Source organism: Streptomyces sp. NPDC003011, assembly GCF_053591515.1.
In genome coordinates, this window is record NZ_JBSFTY010000044.1 from 1 (window position 1) to 23777 (window position 23777).

Sequence of the window (23777 nt, forward strand, 5' to 3'; positions counted from 1 at the left end):
GCCGGCGGCGGCCATCTCGTTGCGGATGCGGCGCAGCAGCGGCTCGATGCGGCCGGTGCCGAGCACGGAGTAGTCGACGTTGTACTGGTTGACCGTCGCCGGTGAGGTCGGCCGCGGGCCACCGCGTCGGGCGTACGGCATCGGTGACGGGCGGGGTCGCGGGGCGCTCCTCGTCGGCGCCGGCCGGGGGCGGATCGGGGAGCCGTACCTCCTCGGCGGGCTGGGCCGGGGCGGAGTGCGGGGGCGGGTGGTCGTGGGCCGGACCGGGAGGCCGGCCGGCGGCCGGGCCACCGTGGCGGGACCAGTACGCGGCGAGCCACACCGCGTCGCCGATCTCCTGCCAGCGCGGCGCGGCGTGTTCCTCGGCGGACGGGCCGGCGCCGGCCGGGACGGTCCGTTCCAGGTCGGCGGGGAGCCGCGCTCCGGGTTCGCGCGCGTGCTCGACGGACTCGGGGAACGCCGAAGGAGGCGACGACCCCGATACGGGACCTCCGTCGCCGAGCCCGGACGCGCGCTCCCTGGGAAAGCCGGTCATTCAGCGGCCCTTCGCGAGGTCGCGGAGCAGCATTTCCACGAGCTTACGCCCGTCACCGTGCACCTGGAAACCACCCGCGGTAGTCATCTGGACAGCGTTGAGCAGCTGGTCCAGTGAGTGTGTACCGCCGGCCTGGACCTGTTGCACGAACAGGTCCACCAGGTCTTCGGTGCTCGCCGGGCGGGTGCCGAGGTGTCCCTCCACCATGGCCAGGAGCTGTTCCCGGGTGGGCGTGCGCATCTCCAGCGGCAGACAGCGCCGGCGGAAGGCGGCGGGGAACTCGCGTTCCCCGTTGCTGGTGATCACCACGACCGGGAACTCCCGGCACTCGACACGCCCGTTGTCCACGTCGACACGGCCTCCGGGGTCGCTGGTGTGGACGCTCGCGGTGTCCGCGGCGTCGCGCACCAGTTCCGGAACGTCATAGCTTCCGTTCTCCAGGACGTGCAACAGGTCGTTCGGCAGGTCGATGTCGCTCTTGTCGAGCTCGTCGACAAGAAGCACACGGGGACGATCGTAGGGCAGCAGGGCGGTGCCCAGGGGGCCCAGGGTGATGAAGTCGCCCAAGGACGGCGGAAGTTGACGATCCCTTGACTCGGGACCCGAGTTGACGTCCGCCGCTGCCGCCGCGTCGCGCAGGCCGGCCTGCCAGGCGGCGATGGCCTGGGCGCGGCCCATGTTGTCGTGCACGTACAGGCCGTCCCGCAGCGTCGTGCGGCTGACGATGTTCCACTCCAGGACCCGGCCCAGGCCCAGTTCGCGGGAGATCAGGTAGGCCAGGGTGGACTTTCCGACCCCGGGCGGGCCGGTGACCAGCAGCGGCCGGCGCAGCAGCAGCGCCGCGTTGACGGCGTCGATCTCGTCCTGGCCGAGCAGCGGGGTGATCTCGCGCGGGCCCAGCCGCCGCTCGGCGGCCTCCGGGTCGTCCGGCGGGGCGGGCTGGGCGGGGCCGCCGCGGAACCGGCGCCAGGGCGGGGGCTCCGGCAGCCGGGGCGGGACGGCCGGGGCGTGGCCCGTGGCGTGGAAGACGCGCCAGCCGTTCGGGGACGTCTGCTCCTGCGCGCTCATGCCGGTGCCTCCTCGCCGGCGAGATCGCCGGGGTCGATGTCAACGAGCCGGGTGGGGTCGTCCCAGAAGAAGCCGATGTGGCGGCCGAGGAACCGGCTCGGCCCCTGGGTGTGCACCTCGGCGTTCCGGCGCAGGCGATGGATGGCCATCGGGATCTGCACGGGCATCGGCACAGCGGCGAACACGGCGGTCACCACCTCCCGGCGTTCCTCGTCGAAAACCCCTCTGCGGTCCCAGACCGCGAGTCCGATCCCCTCCGCGATGGCGGCCTTGAGCGCCTCCAGGGCGAGGTGGTCGTCGGGAGCGTCCAGCACCACGGCCGTATGTCTGTTCTCCCCGGCGAGGGTGGCCTGCCATGCGTCGAGCCGCCCGCCGTCCGGTTCACTCCAGCCGTGCACCGTGACCCCGTGCTCCCGCAGGGTGCGCCAGCGCTCCCGCCACTGCTCCCGAACCAGTGTGTCGTCGCTGCGCATGCGCTCCAGGCTCCGCAGATGCACCCCGTGCTTGAGGCCGATGGGCAGCGCCCTCCCGTCACCGATCCGGTACGTCAGCCCGGCCACATCGTGGTTGAGGAGGTCGTAGGGCAGGACGAACTCGATGCACGGCAACGACTGCAGCCGTCCGCCCGGATCCGGCTCGTGCGGCAGCGACCAGAGCCGGGCACCCTGCCCCAGCGCCTGTTCCACGGCGGTGCCGAGGGCGTCCAGGGTGGTGGTGGACGGTTCGCCGGGCTGGGGGTTCCAGTGGCCGGGGACCGTGTTGAGCCAGGAACGTACGACGATCTCGTCGCTGCCGTCCCGGGCCGGTTCGACGGCGACGATCAGGCAGCGCGGGATGTCGGGGTCGCTCGCCACGCCGGCGCGCGCGGTCCTGCGGCGCTCCAGTTCTCCGGTCAGGCCGGCGCGTGCGGCCCAGTCGTCCACCCAGCCGGCCAGGGCGGCGCGGTGGGCGGGGGTGGCGGCCAGCCGGGCCGCGCGGTCCATGAGGAGGACGGCGGGCGGCAGGCCGTCGGGCTGCGTGTTCCATTCCAGGACGTGCGCGAAGAGCTGGTCCGGGGCCAGGCCGAGCGGCAGGTCGAGGCCGTTGAGCTCGGCGACGAGGTCGTCCCGCAGCCGGCTCGCGGGCAGGTCGCCCTTGGCCAGCACCGCGCGGGCGCTGTTCTCGTCGTCGCGGCTGAGCGGGCCGGGCGGGCCCCACGGGGCGTCGGGGACCGCGGCCGGGGCGGGGGTGATGAGCCGGTCGAGTTCGTCGCCCGCCGGGGTTCCCTCCAGGATCCGGACCACGCCGACGAGTACGTGCTCCCCGCCCGCCACGTTCAGAGCGGCGCGCACCAGGGCGGCGACGTCCTCGCGCTGGCGGACACCGCGCAGGTCGACGGGCCGGCCGAGCTGTTCGGCGAGGATCGCGGCGAACTGGATGCGCGCCGGGGCGTCCTCGGTGCAGCTCAGTTCGCACAGGCCGTCGGTGAGGTCGACCATGAGCGCGAGTCCCCGCGGGCGCACGGCATCGTCGATGGCCCTGCCCGACCCCGCGCCTGTCTCCACCGACTGTCCCCCATGAGCCGGTACGCCTTCTGACGGACCTGCGAAGCTAGCACGGCACCTGACGGTCCACCAGGGACAAGCGGGACCCGGGGGCGCGAAGTCCGGCCGAGCGCCCCCCAGGTGGGCGACTCGGCCGAAAACCGCTCCTCGCCGAGTCTCCCGGCCGCACTACAGCCGCGGGTCCACCGGCTCGGACTCCAGCGCCAGCACCCCGAACACCGCCTCGTGCACCCGCCACAGCGGCTCCCCCTCGGCCAGCCGGTCGAGGGCCTCCAGGCCGAGCGCGTACTCGCGGATCGCGAGCGAGCGCTTGTGGCCGAGGTGCCGGCCGCGCAGGCGGGCGAGGTTCTCGGGGCGGGTGTACTCCGGGCCGTAGATGATCCGCAGGTACTCGCGGCCGCGGCACTTGATGCCGGGCTGCACCAGGCGGCCCTGCCCTGGCCCGCTTTGGGCTTCGCCCGGGCGGGGCGGCCCCGAGCGCACCACCGCGCCGACCGGCTTGACGACCATGCCCTCGCCGCCCCGTCCGGTCATCTCCAGCCACCAGTCGACGCCCGCCCGCACCGACCCGGGGTCGGCGGTGTCGACGTACAGGCGGCGCGTCGTCCGGAGCAGACCGCTCGCGTCGTGCTCCACCAGCCGGTCGAGGAGCGCGAGCTGCTCGTCGTGCGGCAGGGCGGCCAGGCTGCGGCCCTGGACGGCCAGGATCTGGAACGGGGCCAGGCGTACGCCGTCCAGACCGTCCGTCGGCCAGCAGTAGCGGCGGTAGGCGTCCGTGAACGCCGAGGCCGCGTCGGCCCGTTCGCGCTGGCGGTCCAGCAGGTCCGACACGTCCACCCCGCGTGCCGCCGCGCCCTGGAGGGCGGCCAGCACGCTCGGGAGGACCGCCCCGGAGGCGGCGCCCACGGCCGCGTACTGGGACCGCAGCAGGCCGGCGGCCTTCAGCGACCACGGCATCAGCTCGGCGTCCAGCAGCAGCCAGTCGGTGTCGAGTCCGGCCCACAGGCCGGCCTCGCCGATCGCCGTGCGCAGGCGGTCGAGGATCTCCTCCGTGACCGACGCGTCGTCGAAGAAGGGGCGCCCGGTGCGGGTGTAGAGCGATCCCGTGGGGCCGTCCACGCCGAAGCGCCTGCGCGCCGCCTCCGCGTCCCGGCACACCAGGGCCACCGCCCGCGACCCCATGTGCTTCTCCTCGCACACGACCCGCGCGACCCCGTCCTCGCGGTACTGCGCGAACGCCTCGGCCGGGTGCTCCAGATAGCCCTCGACGTGCGAGGTGGCCGTCGGAGCCATGGTCGGCGGAAGGTACGGCAGCAGCCGCGGGTCCACCGCGAAGCGGCTCATGACCTCCAGGGCCGCCGCCGCGTTCTCCTCCCGGACGGCGACCCGGCCCTGGTGGCGGGTCTCGACGACCCGGCGGCCGTGCACGTCCGCGAGGTCGAGCGGGCGCCCGTCGTGCCCGCCCGGTGCCTCGCTGCGCAGCGGCTTCGCCGGCTCGTACCAGACCCGCTGGGCCGGTACGTCGACCAGTTCGCGCTCCGGCCAGCGCAGCGCGGTGAGCTTGCCGCCGAAGACCGCACCGGTGTCCAGGCAGATGGTGTTGTTGAGCCAGGTCGCCTCCGGGACGGGCGTGTGGCCGTAGACCACGGCCGCCCGGCCCCGGTAGTCCTCCGCCCACGGGTAGCGCACCGGCAGCCCGAACTCGTCGGTCTCGCCGGTCGTGTCGCCGTACAGCGCGTGCGAGCGGACCCGGCCGGAGGTGCGGCCGTGGTACTTCTCCGGCAGACCGGCGTGGCAGACCACCAGCCGGCCGCCGTCGAGGACGTAGTGGCTGACCAGCCCGTCGATGAACTCCCGTACCCGCTGCTTGAACTCCTCGCTCTCGCCCTCCATCTGCTCGATGGTCTCGGCGAGTCCGTGGGTGGGCTGGACCTTGCGGCCCCTGAGGTGGCGGCCGTACTTGTTCTCGTGGTTGCCGGGGACGCACAGGGCGTCGCCCGAGGCGACCATCGACATCACGCGGCGCAGCACGCCCGGGCTGTCCGGGCCGCGGTCGACGAGGTCGCCGACGAAGACGGCGGTACGGCCGTCCGGGTGCGTGCCGTCGGCATAGCCCAACGTGCCGAGCAGGGCCTCCAGTTCGGCGGAGCAGCCGTGGATGTCGCCGATGATGTCGAAGGGGCCGGTGAGGTGGGTCAGGTCGTTGAAGCGCTTCTCGGTGACGACGGTGGCGCTCTCGACGTCCTCCACCCCGCGCAGGACGTGCACCTTGCGAAAGCCCTCACGCTCCAGGTGCCGCAGGGAGCGCCGCAGTTCGCGGGTGTGGCGCTGGATGACCCGGCGCGGCATGTCGACCCGGTCGGTGCGGTGCGCGTTGCGCTCGGCGCACACCTCCTCGGGCACGTCGAGCACGATGGCGATGGGCAGGACGTCGTACGTCCTGGCCAGGTCGATCAGCTGCCGCCGGGCGTCCTGCTGCACGCTGGTGGCGTCCACGACGGTACGGCGGCCGGCGGCCAGGCGCTTGCCCGCGATGTAGTGCAGGAGGTCGAAGGCGTCCTTGGTCGCGCTCTGGTCGTTCTCGTCGTCGCAGACCAGACCTCGGCAGAAGTCGGAGGAGATCACCTCGGTGGGCTTGAAGTGCCGTCGGGCGAAGGTCGACTTGCCCGAGCCGGAGGCGCCGATCAGCACGACGAGGGAGAGGTCGGTGACGGGGAGGACCCGCCCCTTGTTCTGCGTCTGGGTCTGGGTCATGCCGCCTTCGCCTCCTTCTCGGTCACGCTCTTCATCGTGAACACCGCCATCTGCGTGGGCGGTCCCACCTCGGGGTCGTCGGGCCCGACCGGCACGAACTCCACGGCGTAGCCGTGCCGTCCGGCCACCGCGGCGGCCCAGAGACGGAACTCCTCGCGCGTCCACTCGAAGCGGTGGTCGCTGTGCCGGACGTGGCCGGCCGGGAGGCTCTCCCAGCGGACGTTGTACTCGGCGTTCGGGGTCGTCACCAGGACCGTGCGCGGACGGGCGGCGCCGAACACCGCGTACTCCAGGGCGGGCAGCCGGGGCAGGTCGAGGTGCTCGATCACCTCGCTGAGCACGGCGGCGTCGTATCCCTTGAGCCGTTTGTCGGTGTAGGCCAGCGAGCCCTGGAAGAGCTGGACGCGTGCGGCCTGCCGCTCCCCCATGCGGTCCAGCCTCAGCCGCCGGGAGGCGATGGTGAGGGCCCGCATCGACACGTCGACGCCGGCGATCTCGGTGAACCGCGGGTCCTTGAGCAGCGCCTGCACCAACTGGCCCTGCCCGCAGCCGAGGTCGAGCACGCGGGCGGCGCCGCAGTCCTGGAGCGCGGCGACGATCGCGTCCCGGCGCTGGACGGCGAGCGGGCTCGGCTTCTCCTCGGCCTCGGTCTCCGCCGCGACCGCGTTGTCGATCTCCTCGACCTCGGTGTCGTCGGCCTCGGCCAGCCGCACCAGCTCCAGCCGCTCGCGCGCCTCGCGCGTCAGCGACCAGCGGCGGGACAGGTAGCGGTGGGTGATCAGATGCTGCTCGGGGTGGTCCGGCAGCCAGCCCTCACCGGCCCGCAGCAGCTTGTCGACCTCGTCGGAGGAGACCCAGTAGTGCTTGGCGTCGTCGAGGACCGGGAGCAGGACGTACAGGTGGCGCAGGGCTTCGGCGAGGGTGAGCCGCGAGGACTCCAGGACGAGGCGTACGTACCGCGAGTCGCCCCACTGCGGGAACTCGCTGTCCAGGGCCACCGGATCGGCGGTCACCGCCCAGCCGAGCGGCTCGAAGAGCCGTCGTACGAGATCCGGGCCGCCCCGGGCGGGCAGCGCGGGCACCTCGACGCGCAACGGCAGCGGCAGCGCGGCGCGCTCGGGCCGGGCGTCGCACACGCCCCGCATCGCGCTGGAGAACACGCCGCTCAGCGCGACGGCGAGCAGCGAGGAGGCCGCGTAGGGGCGGTCGTTGACGTACTGCGCGAGCGCGGCGTCCGGTGCGCCGCCGCGGCCCTTGCCCTTGCCGCGCCGCACCAGTGCCACCGCGTCGACCTCCAGCAGCAGCGCCGCCGTGCAGCGCCCGGCGTCCGCCTCGGGGTAGAGGACGTGCGCCGTGCCGTAGGAGGTGGAGAACGCCTGCGCCTTCCCGGGATGCTTGTGCAGCAGGTAGCCGAGGTCGGTGGCGGGGCGTTCGGGCGTGCCGGTGGTACTGATCGTCAGGAACACTGTGGTGACACCTCGGAATACCTTCTGAGCCGGGGGCCTTCGTCGCCCCGTGCGTCACGGTGCGGCCCCGCGAGGGAGGAACGCGCTGGGGTGGTCACGGCTCTGGCTTCCTCGCAGCCGACGCTGCGCCGCGCCGCGCTGCGGTCGGTCGGTGGGTCGTCCACGGGAGCGTTCGCCGTTCTTCAGCGCGCTCGCACAACGTACCTCGCTCCCTCCCGCCGCACGCGGGGTTTTTTCGTCCGGGAACGCGGTCGCTCCGGCCCGCGGGCGGCCGGCCGGCCGTCGGTGCGAGCGACGGCCGATACGCCTGCCATCGAGGTCAGGATCTGACCTATATGGCTCCTAGTGTGTCTGTTGACCGACCGAGCAGGAACGACAGAAGGCAGAGACCGTGACCACTCATGAGCAGGCCGCACCCGACCTGGCGAGCGCCCCGGCCGTCACCGGCGAGCGCGCCGATCTGCTGGCGATGCTGGCCAAGCACCGGCACTTCCTGCGCTTCACCACCCGCGACCTCACCGACGAGCAGGCCGGGCTGCGGACCACCGCCAGCGAGCTGTGTCTGGGCGGTCTCGTCAAGCACGTCTGCTCGGTCGAGCGGGCCTGGAGGGAGTTCATCGTGGACGGCCCGTCCGCGATGGGGGACTTCACCAAGATGACCGAGGCCGACTGGGCACAGCGCAACGACGAGTTCCGGATGCTGCCCGGTGAGACGCTGGCCGGTGTCCTGGCCGCCTACGCCGAGACGGCCCGCAGGACCGACGAACTGATCGCCGCCCTGCCCGACCTGGACGCGGCCCAGCCGCTGCCGAAGGCTCCCTGGTTCGAAGCCGAGACGCAGTGGTCGGCCCGCCGGGTACTGCTCCACGTCATCGCCGAGACCGCTCAGCACGCCGGCCACGCCGACATCATCCGCGAGTCCCTGGACGGCGCGAAGAGCATGGGCTGACCTCTCCGGCTCCGGCTCCCGCTCCCGGGAGCGGGCTGCCCGGGAGCCGTCCTGTCCCGCCGGGCGCCCGTGTGCGGGGTCCGCCGTCCGCCGTCCACGCGCTACCGCTGCAAGGGCACCACGCGGCTGCGCACGCGGAAGCGGCCGACGCCCGCGTCGTCGGTCTGGGCCAGGCGGACCGTCACGGGACCGGCGAAGGTGTACCCCTGCTCCGCGGCGTGGCGGCGGATCTGTGCCGCGAGATGTCCCGACACCCGCTCGCCGTCCTCGGCCAGCCGGTCGTGGGAGGCCAGGGGGAGTTCGATGACGAAGGCGTTGGGGACCAGGGTGCGCCGGCGGTCCAGGATCAGAGCGCGGTCGTCGCACTCACGGCGGAGTATCCCCACCACCTCGGCCGGCCGGCCGGCGGGCGGGACCAGCACCTTCCAGACGGCGGTGATGTACCGCTCCATGACGCGTTCCAGGCCGATGAGGCATCTCATCCGGCCCCGCTGCCCGCCGCGACGCTCGGCACACGCGCCCATACGGGTTCGGCGTACGGCGTCGGAGGTGCCGGGCGGTGCCGGGCGGTGCCGGGCGGCCGTCGTGCACCGGACGCCGCACGACGCGTCGCGACGACGGGACTCACGCGTACGCGTCGGTGAACACCATGCGGTGCACGTTGTCGACGCTGCCGCACCGCGCCCCGAGCAGGTCGGCGCGGGTCCTTGCGAAGTCGGCCGCGAGTTCCGCCCGGCAGTGCCGGCTGAGGCTTTCGCACACCCGGTTGACGAGGGTGCGTTCCTCCTCGTCGGTGTGCCTGGCGGTGACCGCGGCCAACTGCTTGAGCCGCCAGTCCCATTCGACGGAGCCGACCTCGGCCACGTTGAGGAGGGCGAGGAGGACCTTGGCGGCTTCCCGGTGCGACGCCTCGACGTGTTCGACGGTCTCGGTGCCCTCGAAGGGCATGAGAACGGGGTGCACCGTGGTCTCCTCGGCCTCGCCGTGCGCGATCATCAGGTCGGCGAACGCGTGCAGCGCGGCCCGGCGGTCGGCCTCGACGCTGCGCATCAGGCGGAGCAGGTCTTCCATCGTGCGGTGATCCTCGAGGATCAACTGGACGACGTCCTGGGGCGGTGTCATGAGATGCGCCTCCCTGCGGTGGGTTTCCTTCCGCTACCCGGTCCGCCGGCGGGGATGCTCCGGTTGCCCCATGTGCACCACTCCCTCACCTACGGGGTTGCCGATCACCGGCACGGGGCATCACGAGTGGGCAGGACCGGCCGGGCACGCCGTGCCACGGCCCCGGCAGGCGGTCGGACCGCGGGGAAGCCGGGTGTCCCAGGAGGGGAAGTGATCCGCCATGCGTACGCACCGGCGTACCCATCGGCGTTCCGTACGAGTGGAGTACCTGCTGCCCGACGAGGCGGCGTCGGCCGGAAGGGCGCGGAAGCTGACGTCCGCGTTCCTCGCCCGGCCCCGCCACCGGATGGCACAGGTGGACGCGGAGCAGATCGACGACGCCACACTCATCGTGTCGGAGCTCGTCGCCAACGCCACCCGGCACGGCCGCAGCGCGTGCCGCCTGCGGCTGCAGGTGTCCGCCGAGCGGGTCACCGTCGAGGTCTACGACGACAGTCCGGTCCCGCCGCGCGTGCGGCCGTTGACCGACGGGGGCGAGAGCGGGCGGGGCCTGGCCATGGTCCGGTGCCTGGCGCAGCGTCTGGAGGTGGCCCCGGTCAGCGGGGGCGGCAAGCGGGTGCGCGCGGTCCTGGCGATCTGACACCGTGCCGCGGTCCTGACGGTCCGACGCCGTGCCGGGGCGAGGCGAACGAGGTGACGGGGAGGCGTCCCGGGACACTTGCGTGCTCGACGGCGCTTCGGGTACCGCGTTTGAATGACCACGGCATGCGCAGTACCCGGTTTTGACTGAAAGTGACGCCTTCGTGACTCATCTCGGCGGTCCCGGTGACGACCGGGCGAACGAGTCAGCCGACGACCCTGACGCGACAGCGGCGGAGATCGCCGATGCCGTGGAGAGCCTGACGACCCTGTGGACCGTCGCGGCGCAGGAGGCGGCCCTGCGGCTGTCCCCGCACCAGTTGAGAGCGTTGCGGGCGGTGGAGGTGACGTCGGACCTCAACCTCACGGCGCTGGCGGAACGGCTGGACATCGGGCTGCCCACCGCCAGCCGGCTGTGCGACCGGCTGGAAGCCGCCGGGCTGCTGGAACGGGTGCCGCGCCCCCACAACCGCCGCGAGGTACGGCTGGGGCTGACCGCTCATGGCCGGCATGTGCTCGACGACGTGGCCGGACGGCGGGCCCAGGCACTGGCTGCCGCGTTGGGGGCGATGGCGGCGGGCGAGCGGGCCGCGTTGAGCCGCGGCCTGACCGCCTTTCTCACGACTCAGGACGTCGCACTGCCCCGCCCCCAGGACCCCGGCTGCCGGTGACGACCGGGCGTCACCATCCCGCTGCGGCCGGTCCGGTGGCGCGTACGGCCGGTCCGGTGGCGGCTGCGGCCGGTGCGGCAGCCGTCACGGGCGTCCGCCCTCCGCGCTCGTTCGCTCCCCACCGCCGCGACGGAGGCCGTCGCCGAGCTGTTCGGAGCGGGCGACGGATCGATTCAGCCGTACCGCGGCGGGCGAGGTGTCCGCGCCCGGCACCCGGACCCGGTCGCCCCGTACCGGGCGGGCCGACGGCGTGGGCGTGGTGTGGCAGAGCAACAGACAGACGTCGTCGTCGCGTTCGGAGTCGTGCAGCAGGGGCCTGAGCAGTGACTCGGCCGCGCTCTGCGGATCCCGCTCCAGTTCCGTCGGGCTCAGCGCCGCCAGGGCCCGGGCGAGCCGCTGGATCCCGTTGTCGATGCCGGTGGCCCTGCGCTCGACGAGTCCGTCGGTGTACAGCGCCAGTGTCGAGCCGGCCGGCAGCTCCACGCGGTGGTCCTGGTAGACGTAGGGCAGGGGAACGCCCAGCATGATCCCCGGTTTGGTGTCCAGGACGCGCACCGCTGCGCCGGGCGTCCGCATCACGGGTGGCGGGTGTCCGGCGGCGGCCCAGACCACGGTGGGGTCGCCGGGACGGAAGCGGGCGATGACGGCGGTGGCGTACAGGTCCGGCTGCTGGTGGCGCAGGAGATGGTGCAGGCGGGTGAGGAGCTGGGCGGGGCTGTCGCCCTCGACGGCGTAGGCGCGCAGCGCGGTCCGCAGCTGGCCCATCATGACGGCCGCGGGCAGCCCGTGTCCGGTGACGTCCCCTATGACGGCCAGCAGGCTCCCGTCGGGCTGGCGGAAGGCGTCGTACCAGTCGCCGCCGATGTTGAGTCCGCGGGTCGCGGGCAGGTAGCGGGCGGCCAGCAACAGCCCCTCGGTGGGGGGCAGGTCGGTGAGCTGGGCGCGCTGGAGGGCCTCGGCGGTGTCCCGGTGCTGTTCGTAGCGGCGGGCGTTGTCCAGGGCGATGCCGATGCGGCGGGCCAGTTCGACCAGCATGACGCAGGTGTCCGGGTCGAACCGCGGACCGGGAGCCGTGAGCGTGAGCACCCCCAGGGTGTTGCGGACGGTGAGGGGGATGCACAGCAGCGCCCGGTCGGGGGCCAGGGCGGAGGGCGGCAGGTCGTCGACGCCGGACAGGCCGCCGGGGTGGGCGGCCGCGTGCTGGGGACGGCCGCTGCGGGCGGCGGCGATCGCGGCGGCCGGACGGTGACCGCCGCGCGGGACCTCCTCGTCGTCGAAGAGCCAGACGTCGACGTCACGGGCGTACTCCGGGACGAGGAGGCCGGGCACCCGGCGGAGGATGTCCTCCTGGTTCAGCGAGGAGGTCACCGCGGCACCGGCGTCGGCCAGCGAGGTGAGCAGGCGCCGCGCCTTCTCCGCCTCGGCACGGGCGGCCCGTTCGGCGTCGAGCAGTTCGCGCTGGACGTGCGCGGCGGCCTCCAGGTCGGCGTGCAGCGCCAGCACACCCTGGTTGGTCTGGTGCAGCTCCTCACGGTGCAGGCGGGTCCACCCGTCCTGCTCCTCCAGCCTGTTCAGGATCGAGGCGGTGTCCTCGTCGGCGGCCAGGAGGGCTTCGGCGAGTGCTCCGTGGTCCACGTCGGCCGGGTGGACGTCTTCGGGCTGTCCGAGGCCGGGGCAGGCCAGCGTGAGCTGCCACGACGCCGTCTCGCTCGGCGGGCCTCCGGCCCGGCGGACGGCGACCCTCACCCGGCCGCCCGGGTCCGCGTCGGCCGGGTCCGCGACGATCGAGTCCGCGTCGGCCGGGTTTGCGTCAGCCGGCCGGCCCGGTCCTGACCGACGGCCGTCGGCGGGCAGGCGGGTGCTCAGCAGGAGTTCCCATACGCCGCCCTGGGCCAGGCAGTGGCGCAGGTGGGCGGTGAGAGCGGTCAGGAAACGCGCGCGCTCGACCAGGGGGACGTCGGTGTCCGCCGTGAGACGGGCCACGACGGTCCTGGCGCGGGCCGCGTCAGCGGGTGAGCCGATCATCCAGGCTCCGGAGGCCGCGGTCATGGGCCCGGGTCCGGCGGTCGGGGGGCCAGGACGGCGACACTGGTGTCGTCGCGGACGAGGTGCCCGTCGCGGCCGGCGTCCCGCAGAATGGCGGCGGCCACCACCGCCGGGTCGCGGGCCAGGAGCCGCGCGTCGTCGGGCGGCCGCCAGCGGCCGGGCAGCCCGTCGCTGTGCAGGATGAGCAGGCTGTCCCGCCGCCACGGCAGGTGCTGGACGCGCCGGGTGGCCAGGGGGTGCGCGCCGACGATGCCGGGGTGGGAGACGAGGGAGTGCCAGCCGTCGGCGGTGCGCAGGCGCCCGCCGACGTTGCCGATCCCGGCGAAGCGGAGCCGCCCGCTGTCCTCGTCCAGTTGGGCCACCGCGACGGCCGCGCCCCGGGTCGGGCGCAGGGCGGCGTCCAGGCGCCGCAGGATCTCGTCGGGCGGGGTGTGGGCGGCGCGGCGGAGCTCCTCCACCGCGGCGGTGGAGGCCGCCGCCGCCTTGGCGCCGTGGCCGAGCCCGTCGGCGAGCATCAGGGTCAGGCACGCACCGGAACGTACCCAGCTCCAGGCGTCACCGGAGTGCTCGTCCCGGGCGAGGGAGACGTTGATTCCGCCCACGCGCGGGCCGGGCGGTCGGGACTCCCGCGATGCCGGCCCGGTGAGGGGTTCGTGGTCGAAGCGGGCCACCGCGACCGTGCCCCGTCCCGGGGTGCTGTACAGGTCGAAGTCGTCGGACACCCGCAGGCAGGTTCCCAGGCCGGCGCCCAGCGAGGCGGCGGTGGTGCAGCCGTCGCGCGGGGCCGCCCGGACGTCGGCGATGCCGGGTCCGTCGTCGAGGGCGACGAGCTGGAGGGACGGCCCGGGGCCGTCGGTGCCGGGGCGCCCGCGTCCGACCAGGTTGATCACGACACGGCCGCCGCCCGCGTGCTGGACGAGGTTGGTCGCCAGCTCGGTGGCCACCAGCGCGACGGCCGCGGTGCGGTGGCGGTCCAGTCCCGTGTGCGCGCAGGCCGTCTCGGCCGCCGCGCGGACATCCCCGACCCGGGACGAGTCGTCCACGGGGATGTCCCACACCCGGCTCACCCGGGCCCCGGCCGGAGCGGCGGCATGCCGGACACCCAGGCCACGACCGTGACGGTGGTTCCCTGACCGGGCCGGCTGTCGATGGTGAACTCCTGCACCAGCCGCCTGGCCCCGCTCAGGCCCAGCCCCAGGCCGCCGCCGGAGGTGTAGCCCTCGGTCATCGCCAGGTCGAGGTCGCGGATCCCGGGGCCGGAATCGGTGAAGGCCAGCCGCAGTCCACGGTCTCGTCCGCTCTCCAGCGGCGTGATCCGCACGCGTCCGCCCCCGCCGTGGACGAGGGTGTTGCGGGCCAGTTCACTGGCCGCCGTGACCAGCTTGGTCTGCTGCACCAGCCCGAACCCGAGCTCGGCCGCTGCCTGCCGCACCTGCTGGCGCACCCAGGCCAGGTCCGCGTCCGAGCCGATCGGCAGGCTCGTCGCGACCGCGTGGCGGAAGGCCTGGGTCACGTGGCCTCCCACGCGGCTGCGGCCGACACGGTCCGGGCCGCGAGCTGTTCCCCCACGCGGCCGGCGCCCGGGGCGGTGAGCGGGCCGGACCGGTCGAGCCCCGGTCCGGCACAGTCGTCCGTCCGTCCGGCGCGGTCGCGCCCCCATCCGACACGGGCGACCGCGGTGGCGGGCCGTCTCCCGGCCGCGGCCGGCACCGTCCGTGCGGTCGGCGGGCCGGTGGTGGCGGTGAGCCCGGCGCGGACTCGTCCCCGGAACGGGCCGGCGACGTCCACAGCGGGACGGCCGGAGACGCCGACCGGCGCACCGGCCGTCCCGCTGTGGACGGGACGACGGGTGACGGGCTGCGGGAGCCGCCCGGCCATCCCTTCGTGCGAACCGCCGTGCGTCCCTTCGTGCGGCCCGCCGTGCAGGGTGACCGGCGGGGTGACCCGCGAGGTGTCGCCCGGTGCCGGGACCGGTACGGAGGTGGCGTGGCCGCGGGCCGGGCCGTTCACCGCAGGCTCGCGCGGCCGGCCGGGCCTGGGGAGACCTCGACGCCCTGCCGGCCCAGCGCGTACGCCAGGGCGCCGGCCAGGCCGGCCCGGGTGGGCACCGTACCCAGGTCGATGCCGAGATGGACGATGGTCTGCGCGATGGCGGGGCGGATGCCGGAGACGATGCATTCGGCGCCCATCAGCCGGGCCGCGGCCACGGTCTTCATCAGGTGCTGGGCGACCAGGGAGTCGACGGTGGGCACGCCGGTGATGTCGAGGATGGCGTACCGGGCCCGCTGGGTGACGATCGCCTCCAGCAGGTTCTCCATCACGACCTGGCTGCGGGCGCTGTCGAGGGTGCCGATCAGCGGCACGGCGACCACGCCCTCCCACAGGCTGATCACCGGGGTGGCCACTTCGAGCAGCTGCTGGCGCTGGCGCTCGATCAGTTCCTCGCCCGCGCTGAGAGTCGTCTCCATCACCACCAGGCGCAAGGTGCCCAGCAGCACGGTCAGGGACAGCAGGCACTCCTGGGCGTGCGCGTCGGACGGGTCCGGGAACTCGGCGCGCAGCAGGCTGGTCGCCGGTTCCCGCAGGCCGGCCACTTCGTTGGCGACGCGGGCCGCAGTGGCTCCCCCGCGGGTCCGGGCGGCCACCATCCGCGCGAGCTGCTCGCGCACCGGCCCGAAGCCCGGTGCCGTGACGTCCTCCACCGTGCCGGAAGAGGCCACGGCGGCCAGCGCGTCCACCACCGCCTTGCCCGCTTCCACCGCCTCGTCCCGGGAGACCGTGAACACGGTCCGGAACAGGGCGGCGTCCGCCCACCGCTGGGCGATCTGCTCCCGGCGGCTGCCGAGGAACGCGCCCACCCGCAGTGCCGCCGGCTCGGAGGCCACGTCGTGTTCCGACACCTGCTCGACTCCCTCCGCACAGGGCCGCGTGGCCACCGGGCGGCAGGCGATCAGCCAATAGTTGCCGCATGACAAACATTAGCGCCCGCCGTGCGGCGCAAACAACACTTGATCGTCAAAACCTGGCCGGGCCGGGCCGACGGCCGTCGCGGTCACCGCCCGTGCCAGTCGAGGCAGACGATCAGGGCGTCGTCGTCGGGCAGGGACCGGCCGCGATGACCCGTCAGTTCCCGCAGGACGGCCCGGGGGACCTCGGCGGCCGGCAGCAGCCGGGTCGCCATGATCGCCCGGGCCAGGGCGGCGTCGCCGTACGCCTCGCCGCCCGGGGAGGCGACTCCGTAGACACCGTCACTGACGAAGATCAGCCGGTCCCCCGGCTCGGCCTGGAAGTCCTGCGCCACGTAGTCGGTCTCCTCGAACATGCCCAGCGGCAGCTGGGCCTCGAAGGGGACGCGGTCCACCACGCCGTCCCGCAGCCGCAGCAGTTGCGGGGAGCCGGCGTCCACCACCCGGGCACGCCCGGTGGCGAGATCGAAGTCGAACATGAGGACGGACAGATAACAGCGGCCCCGGTAGTGCGCGTAGACCGCCTGGTCGGCCAGGGCCGCCTGGTCGGCGATCGGGATGCCGGCCCGCCGTGCGTTGCGCAGCGCGTTGACGGCGAGGTTCGTCAGCAGGGAGGCCTCTATCCCCTCCCCCATGCCGTTGGAGACGTACAGCATCAGCCGGTCGGCGGTGGCCGACCAGTCGAAGTTGTCGCCGAAGATGGCGTACGCGGGCTCCAGTTGCGCTCCGAGCTCGTACTCGGGACGCGCGCAGGACCGGCCGGGAAGCAGCTGCCACTGCATCTCGGCGGCCAGGGTCAGCCGGTCCTTGCGGCGCGCCTGGAGGTACAGGTCCGTGTCCCGTTCGGCCACGACCACCTCATGGCCGAGCACCTGGGCGATCTCCGCCAGCTCCGCCAGACAGTCCCGGGCGCACGCCTCACCGGGCAGGGTCACCGACAGTACGCCGAGCCGGTCGCCCCGTACGGTGACCGGCAGGTGCACGCGCACCGAGCCGTCCGAGACGTCCTCGACGAACGGCTGCTGGGCACCGAAGGCCCGGCCGGCCGGGCTGCTGTGGACCGACACCGGCTCCAGGGTGTGCGGCAGCACGGACACCGGCTGCAGCACGGTCAGGCTGTAGTCGGCCATGAAGAGCTCGACGGAGTCCGCCGCGTACTCCTCGATGAGCACACGACGGACCGCGTCGGGCAACTCGTGGGGCTCCGCCGTGCGCAGAGCACGCTCAGCGGCCACAAATCTGTTCACGATGGCAAACACACCAATCCTTCTGCTGGGGGGCACACAGAACTCCGCCACGCGACGAGGCCGTCCGAGCGGTCGACCGGCCCTTCTCCGACCGGTCCGCGCGCCTAGTACGCTGACGGCCATCCCCGCGCCTGCGAGAGTGTGACTGTGACTTCCTTCCGCCCCCGCCCCCAGCCGGCCGAGGTCGCGCGCGTGACCTCCACGGCCGCGGAACTGCTGGAAGTCCTGTGGGGCCGGGCCTCGACCGCTCCCGCCTCCGCGTCCCAACTGCGCGTGCTGCTCATCCTGGAACACCAGGACGGCATCAACCTGCGCACCCTCGCCGACCGCCTCGCCTCCACGCCGCCCTCGACCAGCCGGCTGTGCGACCGCCTGCAGGCCACGGGTTTCGTGGAGCGCGTGACGAGTCCGGCCGACCGGCGCGAAGTGCACCTGCACCTCAGCAGCCGGGGCCGCGACTTCCTCGCGGATCTGCGGGCGCGCCGGGAGCGTGAGGTCCAGGCGGTCCTCGACCAGATGCCCGTCGCCCAGCGGACCGCGCTGTTGCGGGGGCTGGAGGCGTTCTGCGACGCGGCGGCCGCACAGATACACGAGGAGACCCAGGACTCCGGCAGCCGGACGGCCTGAGTGGCACGCCTCGGGACCGGGTGCAGCACTGTCCGGTGCCGGTGATCAGCGCGCGGAGCGCCCCGCGACCACCGGAACATTCCAGATCCTTCCCCGCACACGTCCGCCCTCCACTTTCTTGCCTCGCCGCTATTGTTGTCAAACGGCAACTGTCTGTTCGGTGCCGGTCTCCCGGCCCGCCGATCCGGCCGTCTGTCGCTTCCGTCCCGGAACCTGCTACCCCGTGACGCGGACGAGTTGCGCGGCCGACGGGAGATGTCTCGGGGAAGCCGGGGCGAAGCCGAAAGCGCTGCGGAACGCGCGGGCGAACGCGCCGCCGAGCGCATCGCCGAAAGTGATGGTTGTCATGTTTGGCATGGTCAAGGGGCATGAGTCGGGCCAGGGCGGGTAACAGCCCGCCACGGGCCGCCCGTCAGGGATCAGGACAGGCCGGGACAGTAAGGGGAGAGGCTGTGACCGCGACAACACGCGTCGACACGATGGCGGATGCCGGTACGGAGCTGCCGCAGATCGCAGACCCGCAGAAGATCGCGCCCAAGGACGCTCGCGAACTGTCCAAGCTGTTCTTCGACCGGCTCACCACCCTCGAAGAGGGCACGCCCGAACACCAGTACGCCCGCAACACCCTCATCGAGATGAACATGTCCCTGGTCCGGTTCGCGGCCGGCCGGTACCGCAGCAGCGGCCAGGACATGGAGGACATCGTCCAGGTCGGCACGATCGGCCTGATCAAGGCCATCGACCGGTTCGAGATCTCCCGTGAGGTCCAGTTCGCCAGCTTCGCGGTGCCGTACATCGTCGGTGAGATCAAGCGGTTCTTCCGCGACACCTCCTGGGCCGTGCACGTGCCGCGTCGCCTTCAGGAGGCGCGCACCGAACTCGCCAAGGCCACCGAGGAACTCGGCACGCGTCTCGGCCGCGCTCCCAAGGTGTCCGAGCTGGCGGCCCTGATGAACCTCACGGAGGAGGAGGTCATCGAGGCCCGGATCGCGTCGAACGGCTACACCTCCGCGTCCCTCGACGCCGCCATCAGCGGTGACCCGGACGAACACGACGCGACGCTCACCGAGTTCATCGGCGAGGAGGACTCCGCCCTCGAACTCGTCGAGAACTTCCACGCACTCGCCCCGCTGATCGCCGATCTCGGCGACCGGGACCGCCTGATCCTCCACCTGCGGTTCGTCGAGGAGCTGACCCAGGCGGAGATCGGCCGGCGCCTCGACATCTCCCAGATGCACATCTCCCGTCTCCTGTCCCGGCTCCTGGCCCGTCTGCGGGAGAGCATGCTCGCCACGGGCTGAGGCGCCGCCCGGGCGAGGAGCGGGAAGCGCTACGCCCTCACTCCTCGGCCCTCCAGGGGCCGACCCCCAGCTTCCCGGTGGTCCCGAGGTCCAGGTGGGGCGTCACCGTCACCGGGTCGGCGCCGGCCGTCGCCCGGACCCTGACGTACGGGACGTCGACGGCGGTGCCGGACTGGACCGTGTTGCGCCACACCAGCGTGGCCCGCGCGCGCTCGCCGGGCCGCAGGGCCACGGGCCGGGGCGGGTCGTCGACGCCGGGCACGGCGGTGGTGATGCCGCCGCTGCCCCGGAGGATCCTCACGCCGTCGACCGGCTGCCGCTCGTCGTCGAGGAGGGTCAGCCGGGGGTAGCCGTCGACCTGGTGGACGCCGGCTCCGCAGTTCTCCAGCCACAGCCCCACGACCCGCAGTCCCATGGCCGCGTCCCCCTCGTCGGCCGTGACCCGGACCCCGGACTCCGGGCAGTCACCCGGCTCGGCCGGCGCCTCCTCCGCCGGGACGCTGGTGACCTCGGAGACCTTGACCCGCGTCACGTCGTGGACACCCACCATCGACGGCGGCATCGCGACGGTGCCCCGCGCGGTGCGGTCCGGTTCGACGTCGCGCACGGTCTGCCGGGTGTTGGTCATGACCTCACCGGTGGTCGTCATGAAGTCGAACAGGACGGTGTACGTGAGTGCTTCGGTGCCGTCGTTGGTGATCTCGTAGGTCGCGGAGACATCGGACGCGCCGCCCGGGGACGGAACGGTCACACCGGTGATCCGCACCCCGTCCACGCCCGGATCGGAGACGGGGCCCCGCGGGGACGCACTGCCGCCGCCCGCCTCTCCCCCGCCGCTTGTGCCGCTCCCTGCACCGGCGCGTTCGGATCCGCAGCCCGCGACGAGCAGGACGGCGGCGAGGACGGGGAGGACCAGGGGGGCGGCTCTTCGCATCGGGCCACCCCACCAGCATTCGGTCGCACCGCCCGTGACGGAGGCCACAGTTCCGGCCACAGGCTTGTCACAGTCTCCGGTCGGGGTGCTACGATAGCTGCGACTGCACCTGGGACGAGATCAGCTCCAGGTGGTCCAGGTCCGAGAGGTCGAGCACCTGCAGGTAGATCCGCTCGGAGCCGATCCCGGCGTAGTGGCCGATCTTCTCGACGACCTCGGCCGGGGTGCCGGCGAGGCCGTTCGCCTTCAGCTCGTCGACCTCGCGGCCGATCACCGCGGCCCGGCGGGCGACCTCCTGGTCGTCCTTGCCGACACAGACGACGAGGGCGTTGGAGAAGGTGATCTCGTCCGCCGGGCGACCGGCCGCCTCGGCGGCGGCGCGGACCCGGCCGAACTGGCGCTCGCTGTCCTCGACCGAGCCGAACGGCATGTTGAACTCGTCGGCGTACCGGGCGGCCAGTCGCGGGGTGCGGACGGCGCCGTGGCCGCCGATGAGGACGGGGACCTTGCGCTGCGCGGGCTTGGGCAGCGCCGGCGAGTCCGTGAGGTCGTAGAACTGGCCGTGGAAGTCGAAGGTCTGGCCGGCCTCGGTCTCCCACAGACCGGTGACGATCGCCAGCTGCTCCTCCAGGCGCGCGAACTTCTCCTTCGGGAAGGGGATGCCGTACGCCGTGTGCTCCTCCTCGAACCACCCCGCGCCCAGCCCCAGTTCGACGCGGCCGCCGGACATCTGGTCGACCTGCGCGACCTGGATGGCGAGCACGCCGGGCAGGCGGAAGGTGCCGGCGGTCATCAGCGTGCCGAGCCGGATGCGCCGGGTCTCGCGGGCCAGCCCGGCGAGGGTGATCCAGGCGTCGGTGGGACCGGGAAGGCCGTCCACGGAGCCCATCTTGAGGTAGTGGTCGGAGCGGAAGAACGCGTCGAAGCCGAGATCCTCGGTGGCCTTGGCGACGGCGAGGAGGGTGTCGTAGGTGGCGCCCTGCTGGGGCTCGGTGAAGATGCGAAGATCCATGCTTCCATCCTGCACGCCGGGGTGACGGCCGGCCGCATCGGTCCCCCGGGCCGCCGCCTCCCCGGCCGGGTGAAAATCCGTCAACGGCGTGCGCGGGCGTGATCTCGCCAGTGACCCGGTCCGGCGATGATCGTTGGCCCGGCGGTGCCGGAGCGTCCGGTGCCCGCGCCGGGGCGGTCGCCGCCCGGGCGTCATCCGTCACCCGCGTCGGCCTCCTGGGCCCTGGGCCCAGGAGGCCGTCATGGACGAAGAGGTTGTGCCGCAGCAGGATGCCGGTGCCGGTCAGCCCAAGGGACTGCTCCAGCAGATGGAGGAGTTGATGGCGGCGCTGAACGCGGATCTGTCGGCGCTGGACGCGGATCTGCAGTCGGCTGGGGGATCCGGGCGGGGAGCAGGCGAGGAGAGGGACTGAGCCGCCGGGCCGGCCGGCGGGAGCGCGGTGCGGCGGCCGGCGTCGCACGGCCGGCGCTCGCGGGGTGCCGCCTCGCGGGGTGCCGCCTGCGGGCCGTCCCTTTCGCTCCCGGCTCCGCGCGAGCCACCGAGCCAGGGACCCTCACCGGCCCTCACCGACCCTCACCGCTGTGAGCGACACGACTGCCGCGCCTGGGCGAACCCGCACGGCTACGCCGGCAACGCCTCGTCCCGGTCGGCCAGTTTGCGGAGCATCTCCCGCACCCGGTCTCTCGATTCGTCCGCGGCGTCGATCGCCTCCATGCACTGCCAGTACGCGCTCTCGTCGTCCGCGGCGGAGGCGAGGCCGACCAGCGCGATGCCCACCTCGCCGAGGAGACCGCCGAGGTAGGTGAGGGCCTGGCGGGCGTCGCCCAGATCGGTGAGCTGGGCCGCCCGCAGGGCCTCGGTGTCGATGTCCGGGCGGTCCAGGACGCCGCAGCCCCGGCCCGCCAGCTCGGTCAGCCCCAGCGCCTCGCCCCGTAGTTCGGGTGGGCCGGTGACCGCGAGGCGACTGCCTATCGCCTGCGCCAGGGCCTGTGCCTGCCACACCTCCGCCATGATCTGAGGCGCGTCGCCGCTCCCCACCAGGGCACGCCTGCTCGTCACGATGAGCCGCACCGCGTCCATGCGTTGCCCCCGTCTGTCCGACGCGCCCTCGGCACGCCACCTGAACTCCCCTGTTCACTACCCAGAGTGAGGGCGGTTGAGACGGAAAACCAGAGGAAGACGGGAATCTTCGGACAACAAATCGGTCTCGGGCGGAATTTCGACTGCGGAGAGTAATAGCGGAGTCAGTCACTCCGGTGGTGGGCCGGCCGACGACGGACCGGCCGCTGCGGACCGGTCGGCCACCGGACCGGTCGGCTACCGGGCCGCCGGTCACCGGACCGGTCGGCCACCGGGCAGGTCGGCTACGGGGCAGGTCGGCTACGGGGCCGGGAATCTCCGTTCGTTCCGGTCGATCTTCTCGTCCAGCGCCGCCAGCGGGTCGACGCCGAGCACCTCGCACAGTTGGAGCAGATAGGCGAGCACGTCGGCGACCTCGTCCGTGACGCGGTGCGCGGTATCGGGGTCGTCCATGACCCGCGCCGACTCCTCGGGCGTCAACCACTGGAAGATCTCGACCAGTTCGGAGGCCTCCACGCTCAGTGCGGCGGCGAGGTTCTTGGGCGTGTGGTACGGCTGCCAGTGGCGCGCCGCCGCGAACTCGGCCAGCCTGCGCTGGAGTTTCGCCACGTCGAGAGGTTCTGTCACGGCTTCAGGTGTACCACCGTGACGCCGTCCACCCCGGCGGTCCATGACGCGTCGCTCACCGCGCCGACCAGCCGGATGTGCCCGCGGTCGCACATGCGGGCGGCCAGCCGCAGCAGTTCGGCCCGCTGCCGGGGATCGAGGCCGCGGTCGAGGTGGTCGGTGAGCACCGTGAGCGTCTGCCTGGCCGCCGGTACCTCGCCGGCCGCGTCGACCTCCAGCACGCCGGGCCCGGTGAGCAGGACCAGCGCCAGCGCGAGGTACCGCAACTCGCCGTCGCCCAGCCGCCCGCAGTCCGTACGGGTGCCGTCGCCCCGGTCGAGCAGGGCCCGGACCGTCCCGCCGGGCAGCGGTTCGGCGAGCACGTCGGTGACGGGGCCGGCGCATCCGGCGCGCACCGCGGCGACGAGCTGCGCGTGCCGCCTTCCGCACTCCGCACGGGTGCGCCACAGCACGTCGGCGAGGTTGTCGCAGCCGCCGAGCAGCCGTCCGGAACCGGCCGGGACGGGGGCGCGCATCCGGCCGGGGCGCGGGTCGCAGGCGAAGACGGAGCGCAGGGCGACCACCATCTGTTCGGCGGCGGCGAGGACCCGGCGCTGTCCGTCCGTCCGGCCGGCGACGCGCAACGGGAGCAGGGCGGTGCCGAGCCGGTCGTCCGGGAGCGGGGCGTGGGTGACCGGCGCCGTGCCCGCCGTGTGCCAGGCAGCCTGCACCTGGCGGCGGCCCGGGTCGCGCAGGGCGGTCTCCAGCAGGACCAGGCCGCCCGCGCTGAGCCGCTCCCCGACGACGCGCAGGCCGGGCTCGGCCTGGACGGCGACGTCGAGCCGGACCGGGCCCTCGGGGCCGTCGGCCGTGCAGCCGATGCGGAAGCCGCGGCGGCGCTGGGCGTCGGGCCGGGCCCGCTCGGGCACACAGGCGAGCGGGTCCGGGAACACCTCGCCGAGGCACAGGCCGCCGCCGAGCCGGGCGAGCGCCTCGTACGCCCGCAGCGCGCTCGTCTTGCCGCAGCCGCTCGGGCCGGCGAACAGGGTGAGCGGGCCGAGCGGGAGGCCGGCGCGGCGGTGTCCGGCGAAGGCGGACAGCCGCAGTTCGGTGACGTGCGGGCGGTCCGGACGGCCCTCGCCGGCGCCGGGTGAGGCCGGGGGCGACGAGGACGGCACGGGCCGCGCGGAGGGCAGGGTCATATCCGGAC

At 73.6% G+C, this 23777-nt stretch carries 24 protein-coding genes; 6 read left to right on the plus strand and 18 right to left on the minus strand.

The features are described 5' to 3' along the window. Positions 1–535: 535 nt before the first annotated feature. The 4 genes from ACWD0J_RS22750 to ACWD0J_RS22765 all read right to left on the minus strand — a co-directional run bounded on the left by ACWD0J_RS22750 (position 536) and on the right by ACWD0J_RS22765 (position 7367). The gene (locus ACWD0J_RS22750; protein ID WP_451497634.1) at positions 536–1603 is read right to left on the minus strand and encodes an AAA family ATPase; all 1068 of its coding nucleotides are present in this window, start codon (positions 1601–1603) and stop codon (positions 536–538) included. Next, positions 1600–3147 carry a VMAP-C domain-containing protein gene (locus tag ACWD0J_RS22755; RefSeq protein ID WP_451497635.1) on the minus strand — a complete coding sequence of 516 codons (1548 nt, stop codon included), beginning with the start codon at positions 3145–3147 and terminating at the stop codon, positions 1600–1602. The genes ACWD0J_RS22750 and ACWD0J_RS22755 overlap by 4 nt, the downstream gene beginning before the upstream one ends. Positions 3148–3315: 168 nt before the next feature. Continuing rightward, positions 3316–5901: a polynucleotide kinase-phosphatase gene (locus ACWD0J_RS22760; protein ID WP_451497636.1), complete on the minus strand. Its 2586-nt coding sequence runs from the start codon at positions 5899–5901 to the stop codon at positions 3316–3318. Then, on the minus strand, positions 5898–7367 hold the full coding sequence (locus ACWD0J_RS22765) for a 3' terminal RNA ribose 2'-O-methyltransferase Hen1 (protein ID WP_451497637.1): 1470 nt from the start codon (positions 7365–7367) through the stop codon (positions 5898–5900). The genes ACWD0J_RS22760 and ACWD0J_RS22765 overlap by 4 nt, the downstream gene beginning before the upstream one ends. Before the next feature lie 469 nt (positions 7368–7836). On the opposite strand from ACWD0J_RS22765, the gene ACWD0J_RS22770 reads away from it, so the two are divergent. Next, entirely contained in the window at positions 7837–8316 is a 480-nt protein-coding gene (locus ACWD0J_RS22770; RefSeq protein ID WP_451497695.1) for a DinB family protein, read from the plus strand. A gap of 101 nt (positions 8317–8417) precedes the next feature. On the opposite strand, the gene ACWD0J_RS22775 is transcribed toward ACWD0J_RS22770, so the two are convergent. Continuing rightward, positions 8418–8798, minus strand: coding sequence for a DUF3662 domain-containing protein (locus ACWD0J_RS22775; protein ID WP_451497638.1), 381 nt, complete (start codon positions 8796–8798; stop codon positions 8418–8420). A gap of 142 nt (positions 8799–8940) precedes the next feature. Next, complete coding sequence (locus ACWD0J_RS22780) at positions 8941–9438, minus strand: hemerythrin domain-containing protein (RefSeq protein WP_451497639.1); 498 nt, start codon at positions 9436–9438, stop codon at positions 8941–8943. A gap of 220 nt (positions 9439–9658) precedes the next feature. On the opposite strand from ACWD0J_RS22780, the gene ACWD0J_RS22785 reads away from it, so the two are divergent. Both ACWD0J_RS22785 and ACWD0J_RS22790 read left to right on the plus strand, forming a co-directional pair. After that, entirely contained in the window at positions 9659–10078 is a 420-nt protein-coding gene (locus ACWD0J_RS22785) for an ATP-binding protein (RefSeq protein ID WP_451497640.1), read from the plus strand. Positions 10079–10241: 163 nt separating this feature from the next. Further along, positions 10242–10748, plus strand: a complete 507-nt coding sequence (locus ACWD0J_RS22790) for a MarR family winged helix-turn-helix transcriptional regulator (RefSeq protein ID WP_451497641.1) — start codon at positions 10242–10244, stop codon at positions 10746–10748. Positions 10749–10832: 84 nt separating this feature from the next. On the opposite strand, the gene ACWD0J_RS22795 is transcribed toward ACWD0J_RS22790, so the two are convergent. The 6 genes from ACWD0J_RS22795 to ACWD0J_RS22820 form a co-directional block, all read right to left on the minus strand. Beyond that, positions 10833–12797: a PP2C family protein-serine/threonine phosphatase gene (locus ACWD0J_RS22795; RefSeq protein ID WP_451497642.1), complete on the minus strand. Its 1965-nt coding sequence runs from the start codon at positions 12795–12797 to the stop codon at positions 10833–10835. Further along, on the minus strand, positions 12794–13861 hold the full coding sequence (locus ACWD0J_RS22800) for a SpoIIE family protein phosphatase (RefSeq protein ID WP_451497643.1): 1068 nt from the start codon (positions 13859–13861) through the stop codon (positions 12794–12796). The genes ACWD0J_RS22795 and ACWD0J_RS22800 overlap by 4 nt, the downstream gene beginning before the upstream one ends. Beyond that, entirely contained in the window at positions 13858–14307 is a 450-nt protein-coding gene (locus ACWD0J_RS22805) for an anti-sigma regulatory factor (protein ID WP_451497644.1), read from the minus strand. Before ACWD0J_RS22805 ends, ACWD0J_RS22800 begins: the two co-directional genes overlap by 4 nt. Next, positions 14304–14804, minus strand: a complete 501-nt coding sequence (locus ACWD0J_RS22810) for a hypothetical protein (protein WP_451497645.1) — start codon at positions 14802–14804, stop codon at positions 14304–14306. Before ACWD0J_RS22810 ends, ACWD0J_RS22805 begins: the two co-directional genes overlap by 4 nt. Continuing rightward, positions 14801–15694: an STAS domain-containing protein gene (locus ACWD0J_RS22815; RefSeq protein ID WP_451497646.1), complete on the minus strand. Its 894-nt coding sequence runs from the start codon at positions 15692–15694 to the stop codon at positions 14801–14803. The genes ACWD0J_RS22810 and ACWD0J_RS22815 overlap by 4 nt, the downstream gene beginning before the upstream one ends. A 152-nt stretch (positions 15695–15846) precedes the next feature. Further along, the gene (locus tag ACWD0J_RS22820) at positions 15847–17007 is read right to left on the minus strand and encodes a PP2C family protein-serine/threonine phosphatase (RefSeq protein ID WP_451497647.1); all 1161 of its coding nucleotides are present in this window, start codon (positions 17005–17007) and stop codon (positions 15847–15849) included. Between the two features lie 141 nt (positions 17008–17148). Here ACWD0J_RS22820 and ACWD0J_RS22825 point away from each other — a divergent pair, with 141 nt between their 5' ends. Next, on the plus strand, positions 17149–17634 hold the full coding sequence (locus ACWD0J_RS22825; protein ID WP_451497648.1) for a MarR family winged helix-turn-helix transcriptional regulator: 486 nt from the start codon (positions 17149–17151) through the stop codon (positions 17632–17634). A 216-nt stretch (positions 17635–17850) separates the two neighbouring features. Here the strand turns inward: ACWD0J_RS22825 and ACWD0J_RS22830 are convergent, their stop codons facing one another. Continuing rightward, the gene (locus tag ACWD0J_RS22830) at positions 17851–17982 is read right to left on the minus strand and encodes a hypothetical protein (RefSeq protein ID WP_451497649.1); all 132 of its coding nucleotides are present in this window, start codon (positions 17980–17982) and stop codon (positions 17851–17853) included. 131 nt (positions 17983–18113) lie between these two features. Here ACWD0J_RS22830 and ACWD0J_RS22835 point away from each other — a divergent pair, with 131 nt between their 5' ends. Continuing rightward, the gene (locus ACWD0J_RS22835) at positions 18114–18935 is read left to right on the plus strand and encodes a SigB/SigF/SigG family RNA polymerase sigma factor (RefSeq protein ID WP_451497696.1); all 822 of its coding nucleotides are present in this window, start codon (positions 18114–18116) and stop codon (positions 18933–18935) included. A gap of 37 nt (positions 18936–18972) precedes the next feature. Here the strand turns inward: ACWD0J_RS22835 and ACWD0J_RS22840 are convergent, their stop codons facing one another. Both ACWD0J_RS22840 and ACWD0J_RS22845 read right to left on the minus strand, forming a co-directional pair. Beyond that, the gene (locus ACWD0J_RS22840; RefSeq protein ID WP_451497650.1) at positions 18973–19869 is read right to left on the minus strand and encodes a DUF4232 domain-containing protein; all 897 of its coding nucleotides are present in this window, start codon (positions 19867–19869) and stop codon (positions 18973–18975) included. 88 nt (positions 19870–19957) lie between these two features. Beyond that, positions 19958–20881 (minus strand): LLM class F420-dependent oxidoreductase, encoded by a 924-nt coding sequence (locus tag ACWD0J_RS22845; RefSeq protein ID WP_451497651.1) that lies wholly within the window; start codon positions 20879–20881, stop codon positions 19958–19960. A 241-nt stretch (positions 20882–21122) separates the two neighbouring features. Here ACWD0J_RS22845 and ACWD0J_RS22850 point away from each other — a divergent pair, with 241 nt between their 5' ends. Then, positions 21123–21293, plus strand: a complete 171-nt coding sequence (locus ACWD0J_RS22850; RefSeq protein ID WP_451497652.1) for a hypothetical protein — start codon at positions 21123–21125, stop codon at positions 21291–21293. A gap of 209 nt (positions 21294–21502) precedes the next feature. Here the strand turns inward: ACWD0J_RS22850 and ACWD0J_RS22855 are convergent, their stop codons facing one another. From ACWD0J_RS22855 to ACWD0J_RS22865, 3 genes are all read right to left on the minus strand, one after another. Beyond that, the gene (locus ACWD0J_RS22855; protein ID WP_451497653.1) at positions 21503–21961 is read right to left on the minus strand and encodes a DUF6099 family protein; all 459 of its coding nucleotides are present in this window, start codon (positions 21959–21961) and stop codon (positions 21503–21505) included. 300 nt (positions 21962–22261) lie between these two features. Then, positions 22262–22588 carry a nucleotide pyrophosphohydrolase gene (locus ACWD0J_RS22860; protein ID WP_451497654.1) on the minus strand — a complete coding sequence of 109 codons (327 nt, stop codon included), beginning with the start codon at positions 22586–22588 and terminating at the stop codon, positions 22262–22264. Continuing rightward, a complete protein-coding gene (locus ACWD0J_RS22865) occupies positions 22585–23769 on the minus strand; it encodes an AAA family ATPase (protein ID WP_451497655.1) in 1185 nt (394 codons plus the stop codon). The genes ACWD0J_RS22860 and ACWD0J_RS22865 overlap by 4 nt, the downstream gene beginning before the upstream one ends. Positions 23770–23777: the final 8 nt, after the last annotated feature.